The following is a 21,302-nucleotide window of genomic DNA, read 5'->3' as shown; positions in this document are numbered from 1 at the left end:
CGCCGGAATCGACCGGCGCGGGGAAGGGCGGCGGACCGCCGCCCGCCCCGTCCGCCTGGTCTTAGTTCGCGCGGGCGACCGCGCGCGCGACGAGATCCGCGAAAACTGAACCGAGGGTCGTGCCGGCGGCTTCGACGGCCATCGGCACCGTCGAGGTTTCGGTGAGGCCGGGCGAGAGGTTCACTTCGAGGAAGTGGACTCCCCCGTCCGGCGTGATCACCGCGTCGGTACGCGAGATGTCGCGCAGCCCGAGCCACCGGTGCGCACCGACCGCGAGTTCGCTGACCGCCTTCGCGGCTTCGTCGGAAATCCGGGCCGGGGTGAAGAAGTCGGTGAGACCCGCGGTGTAGCGCGCCGTGTAGTCGTAGACGCCGCTCTCCGGGACGATCTCCACCGCGGGCAGGGCCTCGGCCCCGTTCTCCCCTTCGATGACCGTGACGGCCACTTCAACGCCATCTACGAACCGTTCGGCGAGGACGGTGTCGCCGTAGGCGAAGCAGCCGACCATCGCCGCGGGCAGCTCCGCCGCTTCCCGGACCACCTGGGTGCCGAGCGCCGACCCGCCCTGATCCGGCTTGAGGATCAGCGGCAGCCCGAGCCGCTCGACCATCGCGTCGAGCACCGACTGTGCGCCCAGCTCACGGAAAGTGCTGTGCGGCAACACAATCCAGTCCGGCGTGGAGAACCCGGCCTGCTGCACGAACGCCTTGGCGGTCGGCTTGTCCCAGGCGCGACGGCAACCCTGCGAGTGGGTGCCGACGAACGGCACGTCGAGCATTTCCAGCACGGTCTGCACCGAGCCGTTCTCGCCCTCGCCGCCGTGCAGGGCGACGACAACCGCGTCCGGACGCTGCGTGCGCAGCCGCTCCAGCAGCCCGGCGTCGGTGTCCCACTCCTCCACCGTGAGGCCCTCGGACCGCAGCGCGGCGGACAGCCTGCGCCCGGAGCGGAGCGAAACGTCGCGTTCGTGGGAAAGCCCGCCGGCGAGCACGGCAACGGTACGGTCGACCACCGTGGGAACTCCTTAGTGTTGCAGGGCCGGTCAGACCGTGTCCGGAGACGGGGTCTCGGGCCCCGGGATGGTGCGCGCCTTCACGCTACCGAAGGTGCGGCTGAGGTCCATTTCGGACTCGAGCACCGCGGCGAGCCGACGCACGCCTTCGCGGATGCGTTCCGGCGTCGGATAGCAGTACGACAACCGCATCTGGCGCGAGCCGAAACCGTCGGCATAGAAACCGGTGCCGGACGCGTACGCCACCCGCGCCGTGACCGCGCGCGGCAACATCGCTTTGGTGTCAACACCTTCCGGCACGGTGACCCACACGTAGAAGCCGCCGTCGGGATGGGTCCAGGAGCAGCCGGGCGGCAGATACTGTTGCAGCGCCGACAACATCGCGTCGCGGCGTTCGCGGTAGTTCTCCCGGAACTTCTTGATCTGGCCCTTCCAGTCGTGCGTCGCGAGGTAGCGCGAGACGATCATCTGGTTGAAGGTCGGCGGGCACAGCGTCGCGGATTCCGCTGCCAGCACGAGCTTTTCGCGCACCGCGTGCGGCGCGAGCACCCAGCCGACGCGCAGACCGGAGGCGAACGTCTTCGAGAACGAGCCGAGGTACACGACGTTGTCCGGGTCGAGCGAGCGCAGCGCCGGATAGGTCTGGCCGTCGAAACCGAGCAGGCCGTACGGGTTGTCCTCGATGATCAGCACGCCGTGCTCGCGGCAGATCTCGACGATCTCCGGACGCCGTTCGACCGACAGCGTCACGCCAGCCGGGTTGTGAAAATTCGGGATAGTGTAAAGGAATTTGACCCGCTGCCCGGCCTTCTCGGCCTGGCGCAAGGCTTCCCGCAACCCCTCGGGCACGAGACCGTGCTCGTCCATCGCGACGTGCACGACATTCGCCTGGTACGCGGAGAACGACCCGAGCGCGCCGACGTACGACGGGCCTTCGGCGATCACGACGTCGCCGGGGTCGCAGAAGAGCCGGGTCACCATGTCGAGGCCCATCTGGGAACCGACGGTGACCACGACGTCGTCGGGGTGCGCCTTGATCCCCTCGAGAGCCATGATCTCGCAGATCTGGTCACGCAGCCCGGGAATCCCGTGCGCGGAGCCGTACTGCAGGGCGACGAGCCCCTCCTCGGCGATGATCTCGCCGACCTGAGCCGAAAGCGTGTCGAGCGGCAACGCGGCGAGGTTCGGCATGCCACCGGCGAGCGAGACGACCTCCGGCCGGCTTGCCACTGCGAAAAGCGCGCGGATCTCGGATGCGGTCATCCCCGCGGTACGTGCTGCGTACCGGTCGAGATGCGGGTCGAGATTGTGGCGGCCGGTCTGCGGCTTGGCGGGGCGGTTCTCGGTCATCGGACACCTGAGGGCTCGGTGGTACCTGCTGGTAGATCCATCGAGTGTAACCGCGGCCTCTTCCGGCTCCCCGCTCTTCCGGCGCTTGTCACATCGGCCTATCCTCGGGGAGGTTCTTCCGGTGCCGCCTGCGCTTTTCGCGGGCGCCGAGGCCGGAGTTGCGGGGTCCAGGGAGGTTTCAGGTGTCACGTCGCGTGGTGGGCGTCACCCTGGACAACCTTGAGCACCTGCCCAAGAGCTGTCGGCAGTGCGTGTACTGGGAGCTGGCCCCGCACCTGAAGGCGCAGGCCGAGGAGTACGGCTCCACCGAGGTCGAGAAAGAAGCCTGGGTGTCCAGCGTGCTGCTGGAATGGGGCTCGTGCGGCCGCATCGTCTACAGCGACACGCTGCCGGTCGGCTTCGTGCTGTACGCCCCGCCGAACGCGGTGCCCCGGTCGCTCGCCTTCCCGACGTCGCCGCCCAGCGCGGACGCCGTCCTGCTCACCGCGGCCCAGGTCCTGCCCGAATTCCGCGGCGGCGGCCTCGGCCGGATGCTCGTCCAGGCCGTAGCGAAGGACCTCACCAAACGCGGCGTCCGAGCCATCGAATCCTTCGGCGACGCCACCCCGGACGAGCAGGACCCGCTGGGCCAGCACTCGTGCGTGCTGCCCGCCGCGTTCCTGCAGAGCGTGGGCTTCAAGACGGTGCGCCCGCACCCGAAGTACCCGCGGCTGCGCCTGGAACTGCGCTCGGCGATCACGTGGAAGGAAGACGTCGAGGCGGCCCTCGAACGCCTCCTGGGCCAAGTGACGATCACGACCGCCGAACCGAGCCTCGGCCGCGCCTGACCCTCTCTCTCCTCCCCTTGCGCGGCTGAGATCAGCCTGAATGACCGCGCGAACACCCACCCTGAACGCACGTCTCTGCCACGGGCTCCCCGGTCACTCTCCGTACCTGTCGATCGCCCGCCCCCGCTTCCCTGAACGCCCCACCGCCCCCGCCGAGCGCCACATCCCCACCCCGCCAAACCCCCTCCCCACCCGCATCAACCGAGGTCAGCCCGGGCGCGCTCAACCACCGATCCCCGCGGACTCCCCTCGAACGCGGACACCCCAAACCCACCCCATACCACCTCCGCCCGCGCCGAAAAACACCCACTCCCGGTACCTGTGCACAACTGTGGAAGAACCCCCGAGTTATCCACAGATTGCAGATAGAGGCCGTGGAAAAGCTGTGGATGGATAGAATGGATCTGGGGACGCCCCCCGTGGAGGGTGGGGGCTGCCCCCAGGTGTGGTGGGTGCTGGAGCAGTGGGGCGCAAGTTCTTGTGGCGCCGGTTAAGTGGTGTGGGGGCTCCGGTTGCTTGTGGGTGAAGGCTGGGTTGGCGCTTGGGGGCGGTGGCCGGGGGGCGGCTTGGCCGGGCTGGGGTTCTTAGGTGAAGGCCGTGCGGCCGAGTGTAACTGTGGGTAACAGGTGGCTGAGGTGAGTGGTGGGTCAGCACGGGTGATGCTCGGGCTTTGGGGTGCGGGGCAGGGTTTGCCGTCCGCGAGGTCCGTTGAGGGAATCCGGAGTCCAATGCCAGGGGGCTTAAGCCGGGTGGCCTCGGCCTGCTGACCATCCATAAAGGACGCCTGGGTTAGCGAAATGTCCGACTAATACCAGTAGGACCGTTTCTTCAGGTCTGTGAGGGGCTCCCTGAGGGAATCTGATTCCCTCAGGGAGCCCCTCACAGACGACACGCCCAGCTTCCGCCGCCTGTGCTGGCCTTGAAGCAAGCCAACCCGGTCCGCCAGCCGCTTCGGCCTTGGGCAGACACGCCTAAGCCGCACCCGCAACGCCGCCTCAAGCCCCAGCCATGGGAATCAGCTTCCCGCAAAGGCCCCATGGACCTGCGAAGACGGTCAATCGGCATTTCGCCCAACTTGGCGTCTGTTACGGGCCGACGTGGCGGGCGGCAGAGGTGCGTCAGAGGGCGGGAGCGTGCGGGATGAACCTCGGGTGGCATTCAGCGGAAAAGGCCAGTACAGGGCGAATCAGACGGGCTGAATCGGCAACCGTGCGCGAGGCTGGGACGGAATCGAGAGCTTGCGGGCTATTCGGCTTTGGCCAGTTCGTGGGCCAGGACGTCGGCGAAGGTGAAGGTGCCGGTCGGCTGGTCGCCCTCGCCGAGGAGGTACAGGCGCTTGACCGCGATGAGGATGCCCTCGGCCACGACGTCGCGGAAGGCTGGGTCGCCCAGGCGGGCGGCGTCGTCCGGGTTGGTCAGGTAGCCGATTTCCACGCGGACCGCTGGGCAGCGGGTGCGGGTGAAGATCTCCCACGTCTTGTAGTGCGTGCGGCAGTCCAGCAGGCCGGTGCGCGCGGCGACTTCCCGCTGGATGAAGCCGGCCAGCAGTTCGCCGACGGTGGACGTCGTGCCGTTGCCGGTGCCGAAGTGGAAGCTCGCCACGCCCTGGGCGCGCGGCGACGGGTTGCCGTCGCTGTGCAGCGACAGGAACAGGTCCGCGCCGGCGTCGTTGGCGAAACGGGCGCGTTCGAAGTCTGTCGGGCTGTGGTTCGGGCCCCGGCTGATCAGGGCTTCCATGCCGGTGGCCTGCATGCGGCCCTCGAGCCGGCGCGCCAGATCCCAGGCGATGTCCGCCTCGCGCAGGCCGCCGGCGACGACACCGAGGTCCTCGCCGCCGTGGCCCGGGTCGATGACGATGCGCTTGCCGCGCAGGCGCGGGCCTGCCTGGCGCACCTGCTCCTGCTCGCGCAGGAAGACCGGGCGGCCGCCGCGGGCGCGGGGCGACGACAGGCGGTGCAGCTCGCGGATGGTGGCCGGGCCGCAAATGCCGTCCGACGTCAGCCGCATGTCGCGCTGGAACGTGCGCAGGGCGCGTTCGGTTTGCGGGCCGAAGTACCCGTCCGGGCGGCCCGCGTCGAAGCCGAGCTCGGTGAGCCGCTCCTGAAGAGTGAAAACGTCGTCGCCCTGTACCGGCGACGACAAAAGGTACTGGAGCGGGCGGCTCCCGAGGTGATAGCTGGCGCCCTTGAGCGCCTGGTACGTCGCAGGGCCCACTACGCCGTCGGTGATGAGCCCGCGGCGCTGCTGGAACGCGCGCACGGCCTGCTCCACCGCGACGTCGAACGTGTTGTACCGCTCGGTCCCCGCCACCGGCGGGAGCAGATCCATCCCGGCAAGGATCGACCTGATCTCGGCGACGTCGGGACCGGCGTCACCGCGGCGGAGTACCCGCATGCACTCCTCGCTCTTCCTCAGGCACCGAAACCGGCTCGATGCGAAACAGAAACCCGGGTAGGGGTGTACCCAGGCACCCATTGTGCCCTGTGAACTCTCGGTAAGGACGCAGGCCCGGTCGGTGCGCCACTGGAGGGGGCACTTGTCCCACGGTGGACACGCCGGGTGCACCTGCGCCCCCACCCCCGTGTGGGTGGTTCCCGAACGTGCGAGAACCCGGACCGGCGAGTCGATTGCCGCTGGCCCGGGTTCTCAGCAGGTGGACCGCTCAGAGCACGTCGGAGAGATCGGAAAGCAGCGCGGCCTTCGGCTTCGCGCCCACGATCTGCTTCACCGGCTTGCCGCCCTGGAACAGGATCAGCGTCGGGATCGACATCACCTGGTAGTCACGCGCCGTGTTCGGGTTCTCGTCGATGTCGAGCTTCGCGACGGTGATCTTGTCGCCGTTTTCCTTCGCGATCTCCTCGAGCACCGGGGCGACCATCTTGCACGGACCGCACCAGGTCGCCCAGAAATCGACGAGAACGGGCTTCTCGCTGGTGAGGACGTCGTCCACGAACGACTTGTCGGTCACCTTCACGGGTTCGGACATCGCTTGCTCCTTCAACTTCAACTCGGTGGAAAAGTCAGTGCTCGCCAGCGCCGTAGCCGCCGCCGACCAGCTCCGGTGCCTCGTGCGCGTCGGCTTCGCCGTGCTCCGCGAGCCATCGTTCCGCGTCGATCGCCGCGCTGCAGCCGGAGCCGGCCGCGGTGATCGCCTGCCGATAGGTGCGGTCCACCAAGTCGCCCGCGGCGAATACGCCGGGCACGTTCGTGTAGGACGTGCGGCCCTTGGTGAGCACGTAGCCGTCCTCGTCCACGTCCACCTGGCCGCGCACCAGATCGCTGCGCGGGTCGTGGCCGATCGCGACGAAGAACCCGGTCACGTCGAGCGTCTTCTCGTCGCCGGACTGCGTGTCGCGGACCTTCAGGCCGGACACCGTCCCGTCGCCCTCGACCCCGGTGATCTGCGAGTTCAGCTGCCACTTGATCTTCTCGTTCGCGCGGGCGCGCTCGAGCATGATCTTCGACGCCCGGAACTCGTCCCGGCGGTGCACGATCGTCACGGACTTGGCGAACTTCGTCAGGAAGGTCGCCTCCTCCATCGCCGAGTCGCCGCCGCCGGCCACCGCGATGTCGTGGTCGCGGAAGAAGAAACCGTCGCAGGTCGCACAGGCGGACACGCCGCGGCCGAGCAGCTCCTGCTCGCCCGGCACCTTCAGGTACCGCGCGGCGGCGCCCATCGCCAGCACGACGGCGCGCGCGGCGTAGCGCTTGCCGTTCGCGACGACGTACTTCACGTCGCCGGTCAGCTCAAGCGACTCGACGTCCTCCGCGCGCAGCTCGGCACCGAACCGTTCGGCCTGTTTGCGCATCTCCTCCATCAGGTCCGGACCCTGGATCCCGTCGCGGAAGCCCGGGAAGTTCTCGACCTCGGTGGTGGTCATCAGCGCGCCGCCGAACTGCGTGCCTTCGAACACCAGCGGTTCGAGCTGTGCGCGCGCCGCGTAGACCGCTGCGGTGTAACCGGCAGGACCCGACCCGACGACGATCAGGTTCCTGATTTCCTCGGCAGCCACCCGTCAACCCTCCGCTCGTAGTGACCTGTGCTCCAGGCTCAACACGATCGTAGGTGGAGGTGTTCCCGGCGGTGACGCCCGCTACGTCCGGACCGCTACTTCTTGCCGACCACCTTGTCGAACAGCTTGGCCGGGTTGCCCGGACCGCACTCCGCGCCGAACGCGACCAGGCGGAACTGCGCGAGCTTGCCGGTGGTGTAAATCGCCACCACGCCAGGCTTGCCGTCGACGGTCACCGGCCGCACGCCCTCCGGTCGCACCGCCGGATCCATGCCCGCCGCCTCGACACACGCGTCGAATCGCTTCGCGTCCTGCAGCGGGCCGTAGTTCCGTACGCCGAGGCCGCCGCCCAGCAGCGCCTCTGCCCCGCTCCCGTCGGCACCGACGGACGGGCCGCCGACCGCGGACGGCGCGGGTGCGGCGACGCCGGACGTGTCCGTTGTGGTGGTTCCGGGAACGGTCAGCGTGATGGCCACCGCGGCGGCCGCGGCCGCGGTCAGGATCCCGGCGCCCCAGCCGAGCTGCCGGTTCCGCCTCCGCCGCGCCGCCGACAGGTCCACCACCGGCGCGACCTGCTGCTCCGCAGGTTCCGGTGCGGCCGCCGGAAACGTGGCCTCCTGCCGGGCCGCCGACTCCGCGGCGAGCGCGGCGTCGAGCTTGGCCGCGAACTCCGCGGGCATCGGCGGGGCTGGTTCCGCGGCGAGCGCGGACAGGTCGGCGGTGGTCGCTTCGAGGGCCTCGATGATGGCGCGGGCTTCTGGATCCGCGTTCACCCGCGGCCACAGCTGCGCCGCCTCCTGGTCGTCGAGCACCCCGGCGTGGAGGTCGGCGAGCAGGTCGACAGACCAGGGCGGTCCGATGGTTCCGCCTGCCCCCCGGCTCTCGTCCGTCATCGTCCCTCCCCGTTCCCCGGCGAGCGCTGGACTCGCCCGGCACTCCGGGACCCCTCCGAAGTGGCGTGCTTGCGTTTGCTTTCGTTAGTTGGGACGTCGCCACCCCCGTCCGGGTTCCGCAGATGCCCGAGAACCTTCGCGAGTTTTCCCCGCCCGCGCGCACACCGGCTCTTCACCGTGCCCTCGGCGATGCCGAGCATTTTCGCGGTCTCGGCCACCGAATAGCCCTCGACGTCGACCAGCAGGATCGGCGCGCGCTGGTCCTCGGGCAGCTCGTCGAGCGCCTGGCGGACCAGCAGGCTGGTTTCCCGCTGCGCCATCGAATCGCCGGGCGCGGCCGGTTCGTTGAACTCCCCGGTCTCGGGCAGCGGCACGGTCGGCCGTGCCTGCTTTCGCCGGATCCGGTCGAGGCACGCGTTCACCACGATCCGGTGCAGCCAGGTCGTGACCTGCGACTCCGCCCGGAATTTGCCCGCCGCGCGGAAGGCCGAGATGAACGCCTCCTGCAGCGCGTCCGACGCCTCTTCCGGATCGCGCAGCGTGCGCAGGGCGACCGCCCACATGCGGTCTCGATGCCGCCGGACCAGTTCACTGAACGCATGCGGATCACCCGCGGCGTGTGCCGCGATCAGATCCGCATCCGTGGGAGCTGCAGCCGTCACCCGGCAGAGCCTACTGAGTCGCGATCGCAGCTCAGCCCGCAGGCAGGAAGCTCAGCTCTCCGATCTGGCTCAGGAAGCCGTCGCCGCCGTTGTCGCCCAGCTGGGTGATCCAGACGATGAAGTACTGGCCTTGCGTCGGCTGCTGCAGGGTGATCGTGGTGTCCGGCCCGTTCAGGTCGCCGCTTCCGACCACCTTGGTGTCGTCGAGCTGCGGGTTTTTGCTCTCCGCCGACCGGATCTCGACCTTCGTGCCCGGGCTGTTCGCGGTGATCTTCACCTGCGCGAGGTTCACCGGGTCGTCGAACTGGACCGCGATCCCGACGCCGGGCTTCAGCGCGGGCAGCTGCTGCTGGTACTGGTCGGTCTTCCAGATCGTGCCCGGATCGCCGTCGATCGTGTTCTTCACCCGGCTCGCGTTGTCGCCGGAGCCCTGCGGGTTGTAGAGCGACGCCGACTTCGGGGCCACCGGCTCGCCGATCTTCGGCCCGGCGGGCGGCTGGTTGGACGGCGGCGGGGCCTGGTTGCCCGGTTTGGCCGGAGCCGAACTGGGCGGGGCCGCGACGTTGATCGTGGGACCGGTCGCCTTCCCGTCGCCCTGGAACAGGTTGATCAGCATCAGCCCGCCCCACGCGAGGATCACCACGGTGGCGACCACCAGCACGGTGACGCCGAAGGCCAGCTTCCGCCGCCGCGCGACATCCTTGACCGGCTTCTTCGTGGTCCAGATCGTGCCGTCGGTCTCGGCGGCCGCGTCGTCCTTGCCGACCGCGTTGATCAGCTGGGTGCGTTCCTCCTGGTCGGCGACCTGGCCGAGCACGCGGAGGATGGCCGAGCTGGTGCGGATTCCGCCGCTGCCGCCGTCCTCGATCGTGCGCACGGCCAGCGACGACAGCTCCGGCGGCACCGCGGGCACCAGCGACCGCGGCGGCACCACGTGCCCCTGCGGGGTGAGCGGGGCCGCGGGGATCGCCGGCGGACCGCCCGGCAGCGCCCATCGTCCGGTGAGCAGCAGGTACAGCACCGCGCCGAGCGCCTTGACGTCGTCGCGCAGCGTGGCTTCCGGCAGCGGGCCGGGGAAGGCGAGCTTGAGCGCGCCGCCCGGGGTGAGCCGCAGCCGCTGCGGGTGGTCGAGGCCGAGGACGAGGCCGTTCTGGTGGGCGTGGTCGACCGCTTCGGCGAGCGCCTGCACCATCCGCGCGGCCGCGGCGGGGGCCACCGGGCGCTGCGCCACCAGGTCGACCAGGTCGCTGCCCTTGGTCCACTCCGCCACCACGACGCCGAGCAGTCCCTCGCTGGAGGTGACGCCGCTGCCGAGGCTCAGCACGTCCAGCACTCTGGCGACGCCGCCGTGCCCGAACTTCGACGCGTGCGCCGCTCGTTCCAGGGTTCGCCGCGCCTGCCGGGCCGCCTCCGGATCCGCCGGATCGCCGACCAGCAGCGTCAGCGCGACATCCCGCTTGAGCTGCCCGTCTCGTGCTCGCCACAGGTGCGCGGCGGCCCGCTCGTCTACCCCGAACTGGGCAAGCAGGCGATACCGGCCGTCCCCTACGACGCGTCCGGGTGCGAGCGATCCGCCCCGGGCGCGAATGCCCGCGGCGTCCCCCGCCTGCTCGCTTCGTCTCGTGTCCACGCTCTCTCCCGCTTCGCTCCCGGCACCGAGGGTACCCGGATCATCAGCCGTAGAAGCGTCGTGAGTCGTGAATCAATCGTTACCCGCGCTTGATCAATCGGGTGAACCTTGATGTTACGGGCTTCAGCTCCTCGACCTTCAGCGCCATGAGCACGCCGAACGACACCGCGATGCCGACGATTCCCTGCAGGACGAGCTTGATCCAGGCGTGCGGAACCGGGCTCAGCGACGAGGGCACGACCAGCCCGACGACCCACGCGGCCGCGACCCCGAGCACGCTCGCCACGACGGTGAACAGGATCACCCCGATCACCCGCTTGCTGCGCAGGTTGCCGAGCGTCACCCACAGCCACACCTGGCCGAGCATCGCGCCGATCACGTACGTCAGCGCGTTCACCATCATTACGCCGAGCACGATGTTCTCGGGATTCAGCAGCACCGGGCACAGGAACAGCAGCGGCACCTTGACCAGCGTCATCACGATCATGATCAACGTCGGCGTGCGGGCGTCCTTCATCGCGTAGAACACCCGCATCTGGAGCATCACCAGCGCGTACGGCAGCAGCGCGAACGCCGTGATCGCCAGCGCCTGGCCCATCCGTTCGGCGTCCTCGAGCCTGCCCTTGCCCATCGCGAACAGCGCGACGCCCATCGAGGTGCCGACGATCGTCATCACCGCGGAGATCGGCACGAGCGTCACCGTCGAGATCCGCGACGCGTAGGACAGGTCGCTGACCAGCTTCTTCGTGTCGCCGTCGGCGGCCGCGCGGCTCAGCCGGGGCATGATCGCGGTCAGCAGCGAGACGCCGAGCACGCCGTAGGGCAGCTGGAACAGCAGCCACGCGTAGTTGTAGGCGGTGACGCCGCCCGAGGTGCCCTTGGTGAGCACCCGGGTGGTGATCGTGAGGCCGACCTGGCTGACCGCGACGTAGCCGACGACCCACAGGGCCAGCCCGCCGAACTCCTTCATCCGGCTGTCCAGCCCCCACCGCCAGCGCGGGCGGAAGCCGGACCGCAGCAGCGGCGGGACCAGCATGATCGCCTGCGCGGCGATGCCGCCGGTGACGCCGAGGCCGAGGGTGAGCACCTTCGGATCGGTGATCGACGGATTGCCGGTGTCGATCGAACCCGGCATCAGCCACACCACGAGGATGGTGAAGATGACCACCAGGTTGTTGATCACCGGTGCCCACGCCGTCGGCCCGAACACGTGCTTGGCGTTCAGCATCGCCGAGACCAGCGCGAACACGCCGTAGAAGAAGATCTCTGGCAGCAGCAGATAGGCGAACGCGGTGGTGAGCCCCGCGCTCGCCTCGCCGGACGAATCGATGTACAGCGAGGTGAACGCCGGCGCCGCGATCACCGCGATCACGGTGCCGATGAACAGCACGGTGACGCCGGTGGTCAGCAGCCGCTGCGCGTAGGCCTGGCCGTGGTCGGGATCGTCCTGCGAGCGCACCAGCAGCGGCACCACCACACTGGTGAGCACGCCGCCGAGCAGCAGCTCGAAGATGATGTTCGGCATCGTGTTCGCGACGTTGAACGAGTCGGTCGCGACCCCGGAGCCGATCGCCGCGACCAGCAGCACCTTCCACAGGAAGCCGGTGATCCGGCTGATCAGCGACGCGATCGCCATCCGCCCGGACGCCTTGGCGACCGACGGGCCCTCGTCCTTCGGCTGCTCGGGAGCCTCGGCCGGACGCGCGAGCGGCGCGTCCTTGATCCGCGGCATGACCTGGGTGGCCAGCGCGTCGTACGGGCGCAGCACGTCCGGGTCGGCGGTCGGCCAGCGCGAGGGGGCGGCCAGCGGGACGCCCGCGGTGCGCGGGATGAACCGGGTGGCGTCCGGGTCCCGCATTGCTTCTTCCTGCCACGGCCGGATCGGCGCGCCGGGACGCGGGCTGCGGCCCCGGTGCACCGGCGGTGGCGGCGGGCCCGGCACGTTCGCGGGCGGCGGCGTCGGCTGCGGAAGCTGGCCGCGGTTCGGCGGCTGGTTCGGCGGGAGCGGCTGCGGACCCGACGGCGGGAGCTGCTGCGGTCCGGACGGCGGCCCGCCCGGCCTCGGCGGGGGCGGCCTGCGGACCGGCGGCATGGCCGCCCTGGTCGGGGCCGGGCGCTGCTGGCCGTTCGGGGGCGGCGGCGGGACGCGGCGCGGGGCTCGGTCCCTGGGCTCGCGGGGTTCTCGGGGGTCGCCGCCGCGCGGGTCGATCCGGCGCGGCTGAGCCCGGTCGGACGGTGGCCGGTCGGCGGGCGGGCGCTCGTCCGGCAGCGGCATCCGGCGGGTGCCGTTGGGCGGCGGCTGCCTGCGATCGGCGGGCGGCGGCGGAGGGGGCGGCTGGCGACGGGCGTCCCGGACCGCGCGGCGAGGCTGATCGTCCCGCCTCGGCGGCGCGCCGTCCCGCCGGGGACGACCCGCACGCTCGGGTGGTTGACCCGGCTCTTTGTCCAACGCGTGCCCAATCCTCTGCGGTCCCCTGGTCCCTGCCATTGTGGCAGCGCGGACCCAGGGTAATCGGGAACGGGCGCGAGTACCCGTCCCCTCGCGATGTCAGGGCGTGCCGCCTCGGCTTTCCTTCACTCGCCGGTAGATCCGCCGGGACGCCAGCAGCAGCAGCGCGCAACCAGCGACGACGGTGATGATGATGGTGATCGGGCCGTACTCGGTCGAGGTCAGCTCGAACCGCGCGGTTCCGCCGAGATCGGTGCCCGCCGGGGTGGTCAAGGACACATCGACCGACAGATGCCCGGCCCGCAGTGCCTCGATTTGCACGTATTTGGTCTGGCCGCCCTTCGCCGGGAAAAGCCAGTTCTTGGTCTGTTCGGTGGGCCGGACGCCGATGTTGTTCTTCAGCGCGATCTGCGCGCTGACGCCGACCGGCAGGTCGTTGTGCACGTAGACCGGCAGCGGCGAGGACCCGGACGCGAGCGCAAACGTTTGCTTCGGCTGTTCGACGGTGACCTGATCGCGGATCGCGGCGAGTTCGGCGGTCGCGTTCGCCGAGGCGGACGAGGGTGCCGAGGCGGCCCCGAACGCGGTCGAGCTGCCGCGGACGAGCGCGTCGCGGACCGGTCCGACGATCGCCTTCGGTTCCACCCGGTTCCTGGGGTCCAGCTGCATCGCGGACAGCAGGCTGGCGACGTCCTGGTCGAGGCCGGACAGCTGATCGGCGACCGCTGCCCCGCCGTCCGACCGGGTGCTCGCGACCAGCGAGGCGCTGCCCTCGGGGGTGCTGCCCAGCAGGTCGTCGAGCGACGAACCGGCCGTCACGCCGGCGGTGGTCAGCTTGCCAAGCCCGGACAGGAAGGCGGCCAGTTCGTCCGTGGTGGCGTCCCAGCGCCGCGGCGGAGCGATGAGCAGCGGCCCGCCGGACCCTTCGGTGCGGCCGAGGCCCGCTTCGAACGCGACCGCGGCGAGGCCGTTCTGCGTGGCGACCGCGCGCTGTGACGCTCCGCTGTACGTCGTTGGCGTCTGCGGACTCGGCGTGAAGCCGGTGAGAGCGCTGGTGACCATCGAGTTGGTCGGCTGCGCGCGCAGGCCGTCGCTCAACGTCGCGGCACCGGTGACGGTTTCGTCGTCGCCACCGGCTCGCAGCTTCGCGCTGTCGGTGAGCACTGTCTGAAAACCGCCCGCCGAGATCGCCGACAGCGCCTTCTCGTCCGGCGTCCCGCCCGGCCACAGCACGCCGCTTCGCGACTCGACGCCGAGCACCTGGCGGATGACCGCCGTGCCGCTCAACGCCGTGGTCATGAGGCCCGCGTCGGCGTTGCCGTCGGCACTGCGGACCTTGCCGAGCGTGGTGAGGTCGGCGTCGGCGAACGGCATCGGGATCACGCATCGGCCGGTGACCAGCGCGCGCAGCGCCGCCAGCCAGTTCGAAGCGGCGTCCGCGCCCTTTCCTGCCCCGCCGCCGCTGACGCGGTAGCCATTGCGCATCGCGTCCACCGTGCGCAGCAGGTCCGGATCGAGGGCGAAGCACAGCGAGCCGCCGACCTTCTGGTTGTTCTCCTGCGCCGCCCGCGCCGCCGAGACCAGGGAATACAGCCGTCCGCCCGGGCTCAGTTCACCGGCGAGCGAATCGTCGGTGAGCGTCATCGGCACGCCGAACGGCGCGGACTGGACGTGCGGCGTGCTGTCGGTGATCGGCCACAGCACGGCCACCTTCGAATGCCGCTGAGTCGCCTGGTTGTTCGAGTGCCCCGGCGTCGAGAGCACCGGCATGAGCAGGCTCACCGCGGCGAGCCGGGCCGGGCCGCCGTACTCCGGGGTGCCGTTCACGTTCACCAGCAGCGGGTACACGCCGGGCCGCAACGCCGCGCCGCGCGGTCCGGTGAGCGGCACCGTGATGTCCATCCGGGCGCTCTGTCCCGGCTCCAGCTCCTCGGCGAGCGTCGTGAAATCAGTGAGCGGGCTGTCCTGCACCGGGTTTCCGGCCAGCACCGAGTCCATCGCGCGCGGGCTGGAGAGCCGCTCGCCGATCTGCAGCCGAGCCATCGGCTTGACGATCCGCCGGGAGCCGGTGTTGGTCACCGTCCCGGTCACCGTGATCGCCTGGTCCGAGCTGGTGACCACGCGCGGGGACAGCTGGCCGAGGTCGAGGCGCAGCCGGGCAGGCTCCGGAGACGGATTCTCCTGCGCGCTCGCCGGCACACCGAACAACGCGGTGGCGGCGACGATCAGCAAGGACAGCAAGAAGGCGGCGGGCCGCTTCACTCGGGTGCTCCCTCTCAGCCGCGCTCGTCGGGCGCGAAAAGTTCAGCTGCCCCGCGAACCAGCTTGCGCTCGTCCGCGTAGGCGAGGGTGGTCTCCAGCTCGGCCAGCGGAACCCAGGCGACCTCGGTCACCTCGACGTCCTCGTCCGACAGCTCGCCACCGGTGGCTTCGAGCAGGAAGTGGTGCACGGTCTTGTGCACCCGGCGCTGCTGCGCGACGAACCAGTAATCGATGGTGCCGAGCGGGCGGAGCACGCGCGCGGAGATGCCGGTTTCCTCCTTCACCTCGCGCACCGCGGTCTGCTCCACCGTTTCCCCGTCCTCGATGTGGCCCTTCGGCAACGACCACAGCAGTCTGCCGTGTCGGTCGAGCCGCCCGATCAGCACCGCGCGTTCCCGGACCGGGTCGACCACGAGCCCGCCGGCCGAGGTCTCATCGACCGTGGTCAGCCGCCTGCCGCGGTGGCGCCGTCGCCGCCGGCGCGGCTTCGGCCCTCCGGCGCGACCGGCAGATCCAGACATGCTGCGATGCTAGAGCAAACGGTCGCCCGGGTACTCTGGCTCTCCGTGTCCGTGTCCGGCGGCGCCCGAGGTGTCGGCGCCATTTTCGTGGTGGGATTCGAGTGAACAACCTGGTCGCCCAGCAGAACGCGGTGACGGAACTGATGCGAGTGTCCCCTTTGGCCGATGAGCTGGCCGAGCGGTTCGCGCGCGCGGGCCACAGCTTGTACCTGGTCGGCGGCAGCGTGCGCGACGCGCTGCTCGGCAGGCTGTCGAACGACCTCGACTTCACCACCGACGCGCGCCCCGATCGGGTGCTGCAGATCGTGAGCGAATGGGGCGACGCGGTCTGGGACGTCGGCATCGCGTTCGGCACCGTCGGCGTCACCAAGAACGGCACGACGCTGGAGATCACCACGTTCCGCGCGGACAGCTACGACCGCGTCGGCCGCAACCCCGAGGTGACCTTCGGCGACACCATCGAGGGCGATCTGCTCCGCCGCGACTTCACCGTCAACGCGATGGCGATCGACCTGGTGGGGAAGACGTTCATCGACCCGCACGACGGCATGGACGCGCTCCGGCTGAAGGTGCTCGACACGCCGGCGCTGCCGCAGGAGTCGTTCGCCGACGACCCGCTGCGGATGATGCGCGCTGCCCGGTTCTCCGCGCAGCTCGGCTTCACCGCCGCGCCGCGCGTGGTCGAGGCGATGACGTCGATGTCCGAGGAGATCGACCGGATCACCGCCGAGCGGGTGCAGACCGAGCTGTCGAAGCTGATGCTGGCCCCCGACCCGCGGCCGGGCCTCGAACTGCTCGTCGACACCGGGCTCGCGGACCGGGTGCTGCCCGAGCTGCCCGGGATGCGGCTGGCGATCGACGAGCACCACCAGCACAAGGACGTCTACCAGCATTCGCTCACCGTGCTCGCGCAGGCGATCGCGCTGGAGAAATCGCACGAGCCTGCCAGCGAGCCGGACCTCGTGCTGCGGCTGGCCGCGCTGCTGCACGACATCGGCAAGCCGGCCACCCGGGAGTTCACCCCCGGCGGCGGCGTGAGCTTCCACCACCACGAGGTGGTCGGCGCGCGGATGACCCGCAAACGTTTGCGGGCGCTGAAGTACTCGAAGGAAATCATCGAGCAGGTTTCCCAGCTTGTGTTCCTCCACCTGCGGTTTCACGGGTACGGCGGCGGCGAGTGGACCGATTCGGCGGTCCGCCGCTACGTCACCGACGCCGGCGACCTGCTGACCCGGCTGCACAAGCTCGTCCGCGCCGATTCGACCACGCGCAACAAGCGCAAGGCGGCCGCGCTGCAGGCGACTTACGACGACCTCGAGGCCCGCATCGAGCGGATCAAGGAGCAGGAGGACCTCGACCGGGTCCGCCCGGACCTCGACGGCAACGAGATCATGCGGCTGCTCGGCCTCCCGCCGGGCCCGCAGGTCGGCCGGGCCTGGAAGTTCCTCAAGGAACTGCGGCTCGACCGCGGTCCGCTGGACCACGACGAGGCGGTCGCCGAGCTGAAGAAGTGGGCGGCGGCGGAAGGACTGGGCTCGGGCGAACAGGCCTAAGAAATGAACTCGGGATCGCAGGTTCGCCACGATCCCCCTTTGGCCTCTGGATCATCCACCGGGCACCCGCGATACTCCCTGTCTCGAAGAGAACAGGGGGATCGATGACGCGGCAGCACGGCGAGGACCGGCGAAGTGCCAGCTTTCTCGTGATGTTGCTGCGGCGCGGCACCCCCGCGCTGGCCACCGCGCCGACCGGGCTGACCGATGAGATCGGCGACCCCACCCCGGTGCGCGCGCTGCAGCGGATCTCGCGGATGGCCGGTCCGGTCGACGAGCGCCACCACGACGGATTGCTGCTGCGCGCGGCGCGGTACGTGGTGCTGGTGCCGCTCGCCTATCGCCTGGTGGCGGTGCCGGGGACGTTCGCCACCTACACGGTCAACCACGGCTCGGCCGGGCTGGCGTCGGTCGCGATCGTCACCGCGTGCTCGATGGCGCTGAGCGCGTTCGGCCTGTTCTGGATGATGCGCCGGGCTCCGTTCCGCAGCGATCTCGCGGCGCGGCTGCTGCTGATCGACCTGGTCGCCACGGTCTTGTTCGAGCTGTTCATCGGCGCGACGGTGTCGCCGGCGGTGTTCCACGACGCGCTCGGCGTCGCGGATAAACACCTGCTCGGCAGCATCGCCCTCCTCACGCTCGCCGTCGGCATCCCGTCCGGGCTCGGGCTGGCGGTGCTCAGCCTGCCGGTGCGGCTGGTGTCGGATCTGCTCAACCACGGCACGTTCGATTTCGCGCAGGCCGCGTCGCTGTACCCGACGATGTTCGGCGTCCTGTTCACCGCGGTCGGCGCGCTGATCCTGCTCGGCCTCGGGATCCGGCTGGCGCTGGCGTACGGGATCCGCAACGGGCGGCTCGCCGAACGCGCGCGCCAGCATCGGATGCTGCACGACACGGTGCTGCAGACGCTGGAGGCGATCGCGCTCGGCGGTCCCGGCGGATCGGATCAGCGGCTGGTCGAGGTGCAGCGGCTGGCTCGCGCGCAGGCGATCGAGCTGCGGCAGACGATCGAGGCGGCGGCCGCCCAGCGGGAGGAAGAGGGCGCGCGGCCGCTCGGCGAGAAGCTCGCGGCGCTGGCCGCGGAGATGGCGCGCGACGGGCTGCGGGCACAGCTGGTGATCGCCGAACTGGACGACGACACGTTGTCGGAGGTCCGGCAGATCGCGATCCGCGACGCGGTGCGCGAAGCGATGCGCAACACGATGAAACACGCGGAGACGGACAAGGTGGTGGTGCGCGTGGAGGAACGCAACGGAGGCATCGCGGTGATCACCCGCGATCACGGCACCGGGTTCAGCCCGCACGAACGGCCTGCCGGGTTTGGCATCAGCGAGTCGATCACCGCGCGGCTGTCCGAGGTCGGCGGCACGTCGCTGGTGGAATCGAGCCCGGGCAGCGGAACGCGGGTGACGTTGTGGGTGCCGCTGTGAGCGGGGTGGCTGGCGCGCTGGCGGCGTATCGGGACGGGGAGGTCGAGCGGGCGGGTGCGCTTGCCGCCGCGACCGGAACTCCGTTGGGAGCCGAGCTGGCGACGTATCTCGCGGCGGGTCCGAGCGGTCCGGTGTACGACCAGCCGGCGGCGTTCACCGCGTTCATCCGGGGCGGCGGGAACGTCGGGTTGTACCGGCGGTTGAGCGAGGAACTGGCTGCGCGGTACGACTCCTGGCGGCCGGCCGCGCTGCTGGATCTCGGGTGCGGCGACGGGCTGGCGATCGAACCGGCGCTGGCTGCCGCCGCGTTCCGGCCGGAGCGGATCGACCTCGTGGAGCCGTCCGAGGCGCTGCTCGCGGACGTCGAAGTCCCTGGTGCGCGCCGGTTTTCGTTGACCGCACAGGACTTTCTCGCCGCGGATGGTTCCACGTGGAACCTCACGCAGTCGACGTTCGCGCTGCAGTCGATCGAGCCCGCTGCCCGCGCCGAAGTGCTGAGCGCGCTGCGGCCGCGGACGGAACGGTTGGTGCTGGCCGAATTCGACGTGCCGGACACCGCCGACCTGGAGTCGCTCGCGCAGCGGTACGAACGCGGCGTCGCCGAATACGGCGAGCAGGCTTCCCTGGTGGCGCAAGGGTTTCTGCTGCCCGTTCTGCTCGGCGTCGCCGCCGGTACGGCAAGGACGAACTGGGAACACCCGGCCGCGCACTGGACCCGGCAGCTCGAAGCCGCCGGGTTCGCCGACGTGACCGTGGAACCGCTCGCGGACTACTGGTGGTCGCCCGCGGTGCTGATCACCGCGTCATAACCGGGACAGCGCTCCCTGTTCGAGGTGCTGGGCGATCGGCCGCGGCAGCAGGTACGCCGTGGCTCCGCCCGGCTGCTGCCCCCACGGCGTGGTGACCCCGGTGAGCACCCGGATCGTGCGCTGCACGCGGTACTCGTGCCGGTCGCGTTCGCGGTCCGGCGTCAGCGAGGTTTCGAGGAACCGCACCGAATTCGCGTGCACCAGGTTCCCGGCCTCGGGTCCGAACCGGACCACCGTGGTGCCGGCGGGCAGCGCGACGATCCGCTTGCCGCGGTAGAACGACAACGGCGGCTCGCCGCGCATCGGCAGGATCGGCCAGTCCGCGGGCTGATCGGATTCGTCCGGGGCCTGCGGCGGCAGCATCAGCAGCGTGCCGAGGAGGAACCGGGCCGCGTCGGCAAGGGTGGCGAATGCCACCGGTTCGACCGCGGGCGGACGAGACACCTCCCAGCCGTTTTCCGCGCGGCGCAACGTCCACACGCCTTCGGCGGGCACCTCGTCCGCGCCGATCCGGTAAGCCGACGACGGCACGCCGTGCTCGACGAGCCGTTGCTGTAGCAGCGCCAGCGTCTCGGCTCCGCGAAGCGCGCGGACCGGCTCGCCGCGGACCGCGCGGGCGAGTTGGCTGTCGTCCGGGATGTCGGCCTCGGTACGCCCCGGGCGCGGTTTGCCGAGCACGTCCGCCTCGGCGGTCGCGCGGACCAGATCGCGCACGATCGGCGGCCGGAACCCGGCGGCGCGGATGTGCTCGACCAGCTCCGGCTCCGGCGGGACCCCGTATTTGCGCAGGTAATGCGGTACGGCGGCGGGCCAGATCCAGGTGCCGTCGGTGTGGAACGCCTGCGGTACGTCCGGCGGCGCGCCGGGCGCGAAGATGTCCGGCTGCGGCGCGGGCCGGTGCAGCACGACGGGCGAGCGGAACAGGTAGTCGAGCACGCCGCGGATCTGGTCCGGCGGCACCGGCGGGCGGTTCACCACGGGCCGCTCGCCCTCGTTGTGCCCGTCGACCGGCCGCGCCTGGCGGAAGCCGACACTCAGCGGCAGCCCGGCCTTCGCGCCGAGCCAGTCCGGCAGATGCTTGTCCGGCCGGGGGAAGCGGGTCAGCTCCACCAGGTAGGACTCGCGGGCGGGATCGCCGCCGTCGTTGGGCGGCAGCCGCCAGTCCGGCTCCTGGTCGGCGTCGAAGTCGAAATCGAACTGCGAATCGGCGTCCAGGGTGAAGGTGCCCTGAAACCAGGTGCCGGTTTCCGCCTGGTACATCGCCGCGCGCAGCTGGGTGAACAGCGTGCTCAGCTGCGGCGTGCCGGGCAGCGACACCGAAACCGGGCCGTTCTCGTCGCCGACTGCGCGAACCTCCAGCTCGGAGTAGTCGCCGACCTGCCGGAACTGCGCCGCGACCCGCGTCCATCCGCCGGGCACCTGGCGCAGCGTGCGGCCGATCCCGCGCAGGATCCGCGTCTGGTCGCCGCCCTCGGTCTCGGCCTTCGGCTCGCCGTAGTCGTGCCGCGTCAGCCACAGCCCGGTGAGCTGCTTGCCCGGGACGGTCACCGAGAAGTCGGTGAGCCCGAGCTGCGCCGCGCGGGCCGGATCGTGCCGCGTCCAGCGCAGCGTCAGGTTCGGCTGGTCGCCTGGCGCGACCTCGAACAGTTCGTCGTCGTATTCGACGTAAGTACGCAGGTCGAACGTCGCTGGCACCTCGTTCGCGAGCACGACCCTGGCCAGCCGGCCCTCGTGTTCGCGGTCGAAGCCCTCGGGCGCTTCCTCGTCGCCCACGACCGTCAGCAGCAGTGTGCCGTCGGTGGTGGAGCGCTGCGCCGCGAAGGTGCGATCGTCGAGTGTTGCGTACAGGCCGTCTGGGCGTTCTCCCGATTCCACCCGGTACCGCACGTCT

Annotated in this window: 16 protein-coding genes; 4 read left to right on the top strand and 12 right to left on the bottom strand. The window is 70.5% G+C overall.

The window, feature by feature from the left end:
• Positions 1-61 precede the first annotated feature (61 nt).
• Together ACFSVL_RS28870 and ACFSVL_RS28865 are read right to left on the bottom strand one after the other, a co-directional pair.
• Positions 62-1,012: a D-alanine--D-alanine ligase family protein gene (locus ACFSVL_RS28870; protein ID WP_378308708.1), complete on the bottom strand. Its 951-nt coding sequence runs from the start codon at positions 1,010-1,012 to the stop codon at positions 62-64.
• Positions 1,013-1,042: 30 nt separating this feature from the next.
• Positions 1,043-2,362: an aminotransferase-like domain-containing protein gene (locus ACFSVL_RS28865; RefSeq protein ID WP_378308707.1), complete on the bottom strand. Its 1,320-nt coding sequence runs from the start codon at positions 2,360-2,362 to the stop codon at positions 1,043-1,045.
• Positions 2,363-2,544: 182 nt separating this feature from the next.
• On the opposite strand from ACFSVL_RS28865, the gene ACFSVL_RS28860 reads away from it, so the two are divergent.
• Entirely contained in the window at positions 2,545-3,189 is a 645-nt protein-coding gene (locus tag ACFSVL_RS28860) for a GNAT family N-acetyltransferase (RefSeq protein ID WP_378308706.1), read from the top strand.
• Positions 3,190-4,434: 1,245 nt separating this feature from the next.
• Here the strand turns inward: ACFSVL_RS28860 and ACFSVL_RS28855 are convergent.
• The 9 genes from ACFSVL_RS28855 to ACFSVL_RS28815 all read right to left on the bottom strand — a co-directional run bounded on the left by ACFSVL_RS28855 (position 4,435) and on the right by ACFSVL_RS28815 (position 15,619).
• The gene (locus ACFSVL_RS28855) at positions 4,435-5,583 is read right to left on the bottom strand and encodes an N-acetylmuramoyl-L-alanine amidase (RefSeq protein ID WP_378308705.1); all 1,149 of its coding nucleotides are present in this window, start codon (positions 5,581-5,583) and stop codon (positions 4,435-4,437) included.
• Between the two features lie 268 nt (positions 5,584-5,851).
• Positions 5,852-6,175: a thioredoxin gene (gene trxA / locus ACFSVL_RS28850; RefSeq protein WP_378308704.1), complete on the bottom strand. Its 324-nt coding sequence runs from the start codon at positions 6,173-6,175 to the stop codon at positions 5,852-5,854.
• Positions 6,176-6,209: 34 nt separating this feature from the next.
• Positions 6,210-7,202 (bottom strand): thioredoxin-disulfide reductase, encoded by a 993-nt coding sequence (gene trxB / locus ACFSVL_RS28845; RefSeq protein ID WP_378308703.1) that lies wholly within the window; start codon positions 7,200-7,202, stop codon positions 6,210-6,212.
• A gap of 95 nt (positions 7,203-7,297) precedes the next feature.
• Positions 7,298-8,095: a hypothetical protein gene (locus ACFSVL_RS28840; protein WP_378308702.1), complete on the bottom strand. Its 798-nt coding sequence runs from the start codon at positions 8,093-8,095 to the stop codon at positions 7,298-7,300.
• A complete protein-coding gene (gene sigM, locus ACFSVL_RS28835; protein ID WP_378308701.1) occupies positions 8,092-8,757 on the bottom strand; it encodes an RNA polymerase sigma factor SigM in 666 nt (221 codons plus the stop codon). The genes ACFSVL_RS28840 and sigM overlap by 4 nt, the downstream gene beginning before the upstream one ends.
• A 31-nt stretch (positions 8,758-8,788) precedes the next feature.
• The gene (locus ACFSVL_RS28830; protein WP_378308700.1) at positions 8,789-10,387 is read right to left on the bottom strand and encodes a protein kinase family protein; all 1,599 of its coding nucleotides are present in this window, start codon (positions 10,385-10,387) and stop codon (positions 8,789-8,791) included.
• Between the two features lie 79 nt (positions 10,388-10,466).
• Positions 10,467-12,245, bottom strand: coding sequence for a murein biosynthesis integral membrane protein MurJ (gene murJ, locus ACFSVL_RS28825; RefSeq protein ID WP_378308699.1), 1,779 nt, complete (start codon positions 12,243-12,245; stop codon positions 10,467-10,469).
• Positions 12,246-12,935: 690 nt separating this feature from the next.
• Complete coding sequence (locus ACFSVL_RS28820) at positions 12,936-15,098, bottom strand: DUF6049 family protein (RefSeq protein WP_378308698.1); 2,163 nt, start codon at positions 15,096-15,098, stop codon at positions 12,936-12,938.
• Between the two features lie 14 nt (positions 15,099-15,112).
• Complete coding sequence (locus ACFSVL_RS28815; protein WP_378308697.1) at positions 15,113-15,619, bottom strand: NUDIX hydrolase; 507 nt, start codon at positions 15,617-15,619, stop codon at positions 15,113-15,115.
• A 101-nt stretch (positions 15,620-15,720) separates the two neighbouring features.
• Between ACFSVL_RS28815 and ACFSVL_RS28810 the strand changes: the two genes are divergently transcribed.
• The 3 genes from ACFSVL_RS28810 to ACFSVL_RS28800 all read left to right on the top strand — a co-directional run bounded on the left by ACFSVL_RS28810 (position 15,721) and on the right by ACFSVL_RS28800 (position 19,411).
• On the top strand, positions 15,721-17,172 hold the full coding sequence (locus ACFSVL_RS28810) for a CCA tRNA nucleotidyltransferase (RefSeq protein WP_378308696.1): 1,452 nt from the start codon (positions 15,721-15,723) through the stop codon (positions 17,170-17,172).
• Between the two features lie 104 nt (positions 17,173-17,276).
• Positions 17,277-18,602 (top strand): sensor histidine kinase, encoded by a 1,326-nt coding sequence (locus ACFSVL_RS28805; protein ID WP_378308695.1) that lies wholly within the window; start codon positions 17,277-17,279, stop codon positions 18,600-18,602.
• Positions 18,599-19,411: a class I SAM-dependent methyltransferase gene (locus ACFSVL_RS28800; protein WP_449224389.1), complete on the top strand. Its 813-nt coding sequence runs from the start codon at positions 18,599-18,601 to the stop codon at positions 19,409-19,411. The genes ACFSVL_RS28805 and ACFSVL_RS28800 overlap by 4 nt, the downstream gene beginning before the upstream one ends.
• On the opposite strand, the gene ACFSVL_RS28795 is transcribed toward ACFSVL_RS28800, so the two are convergent.
• Entirely contained in the window at positions 19,406-21,298 is a 1,893-nt protein-coding gene (locus tag ACFSVL_RS28795) for a TNT domain-containing protein (protein WP_378308693.1), read from the bottom strand. The genes ACFSVL_RS28800 and ACFSVL_RS28795 overlap by 6 nt on opposite strands.
• Positions 21,299-21,302 lie beyond the last annotated feature (4 nt).

Origin of the sequence: Amycolatopsis silviterrae (genome assembly GCF_042684085.1) — a bacterium.
Classification (GTDB): Bacteria; Actinomycetota; Actinomycetes; order Mycobacteriales; family Pseudonocardiaceae; genus Amycolatopsis; species Amycolatopsis silviterrae.
This window is presented reverse-complemented; position numbering and strand designations above follow the sequence as displayed.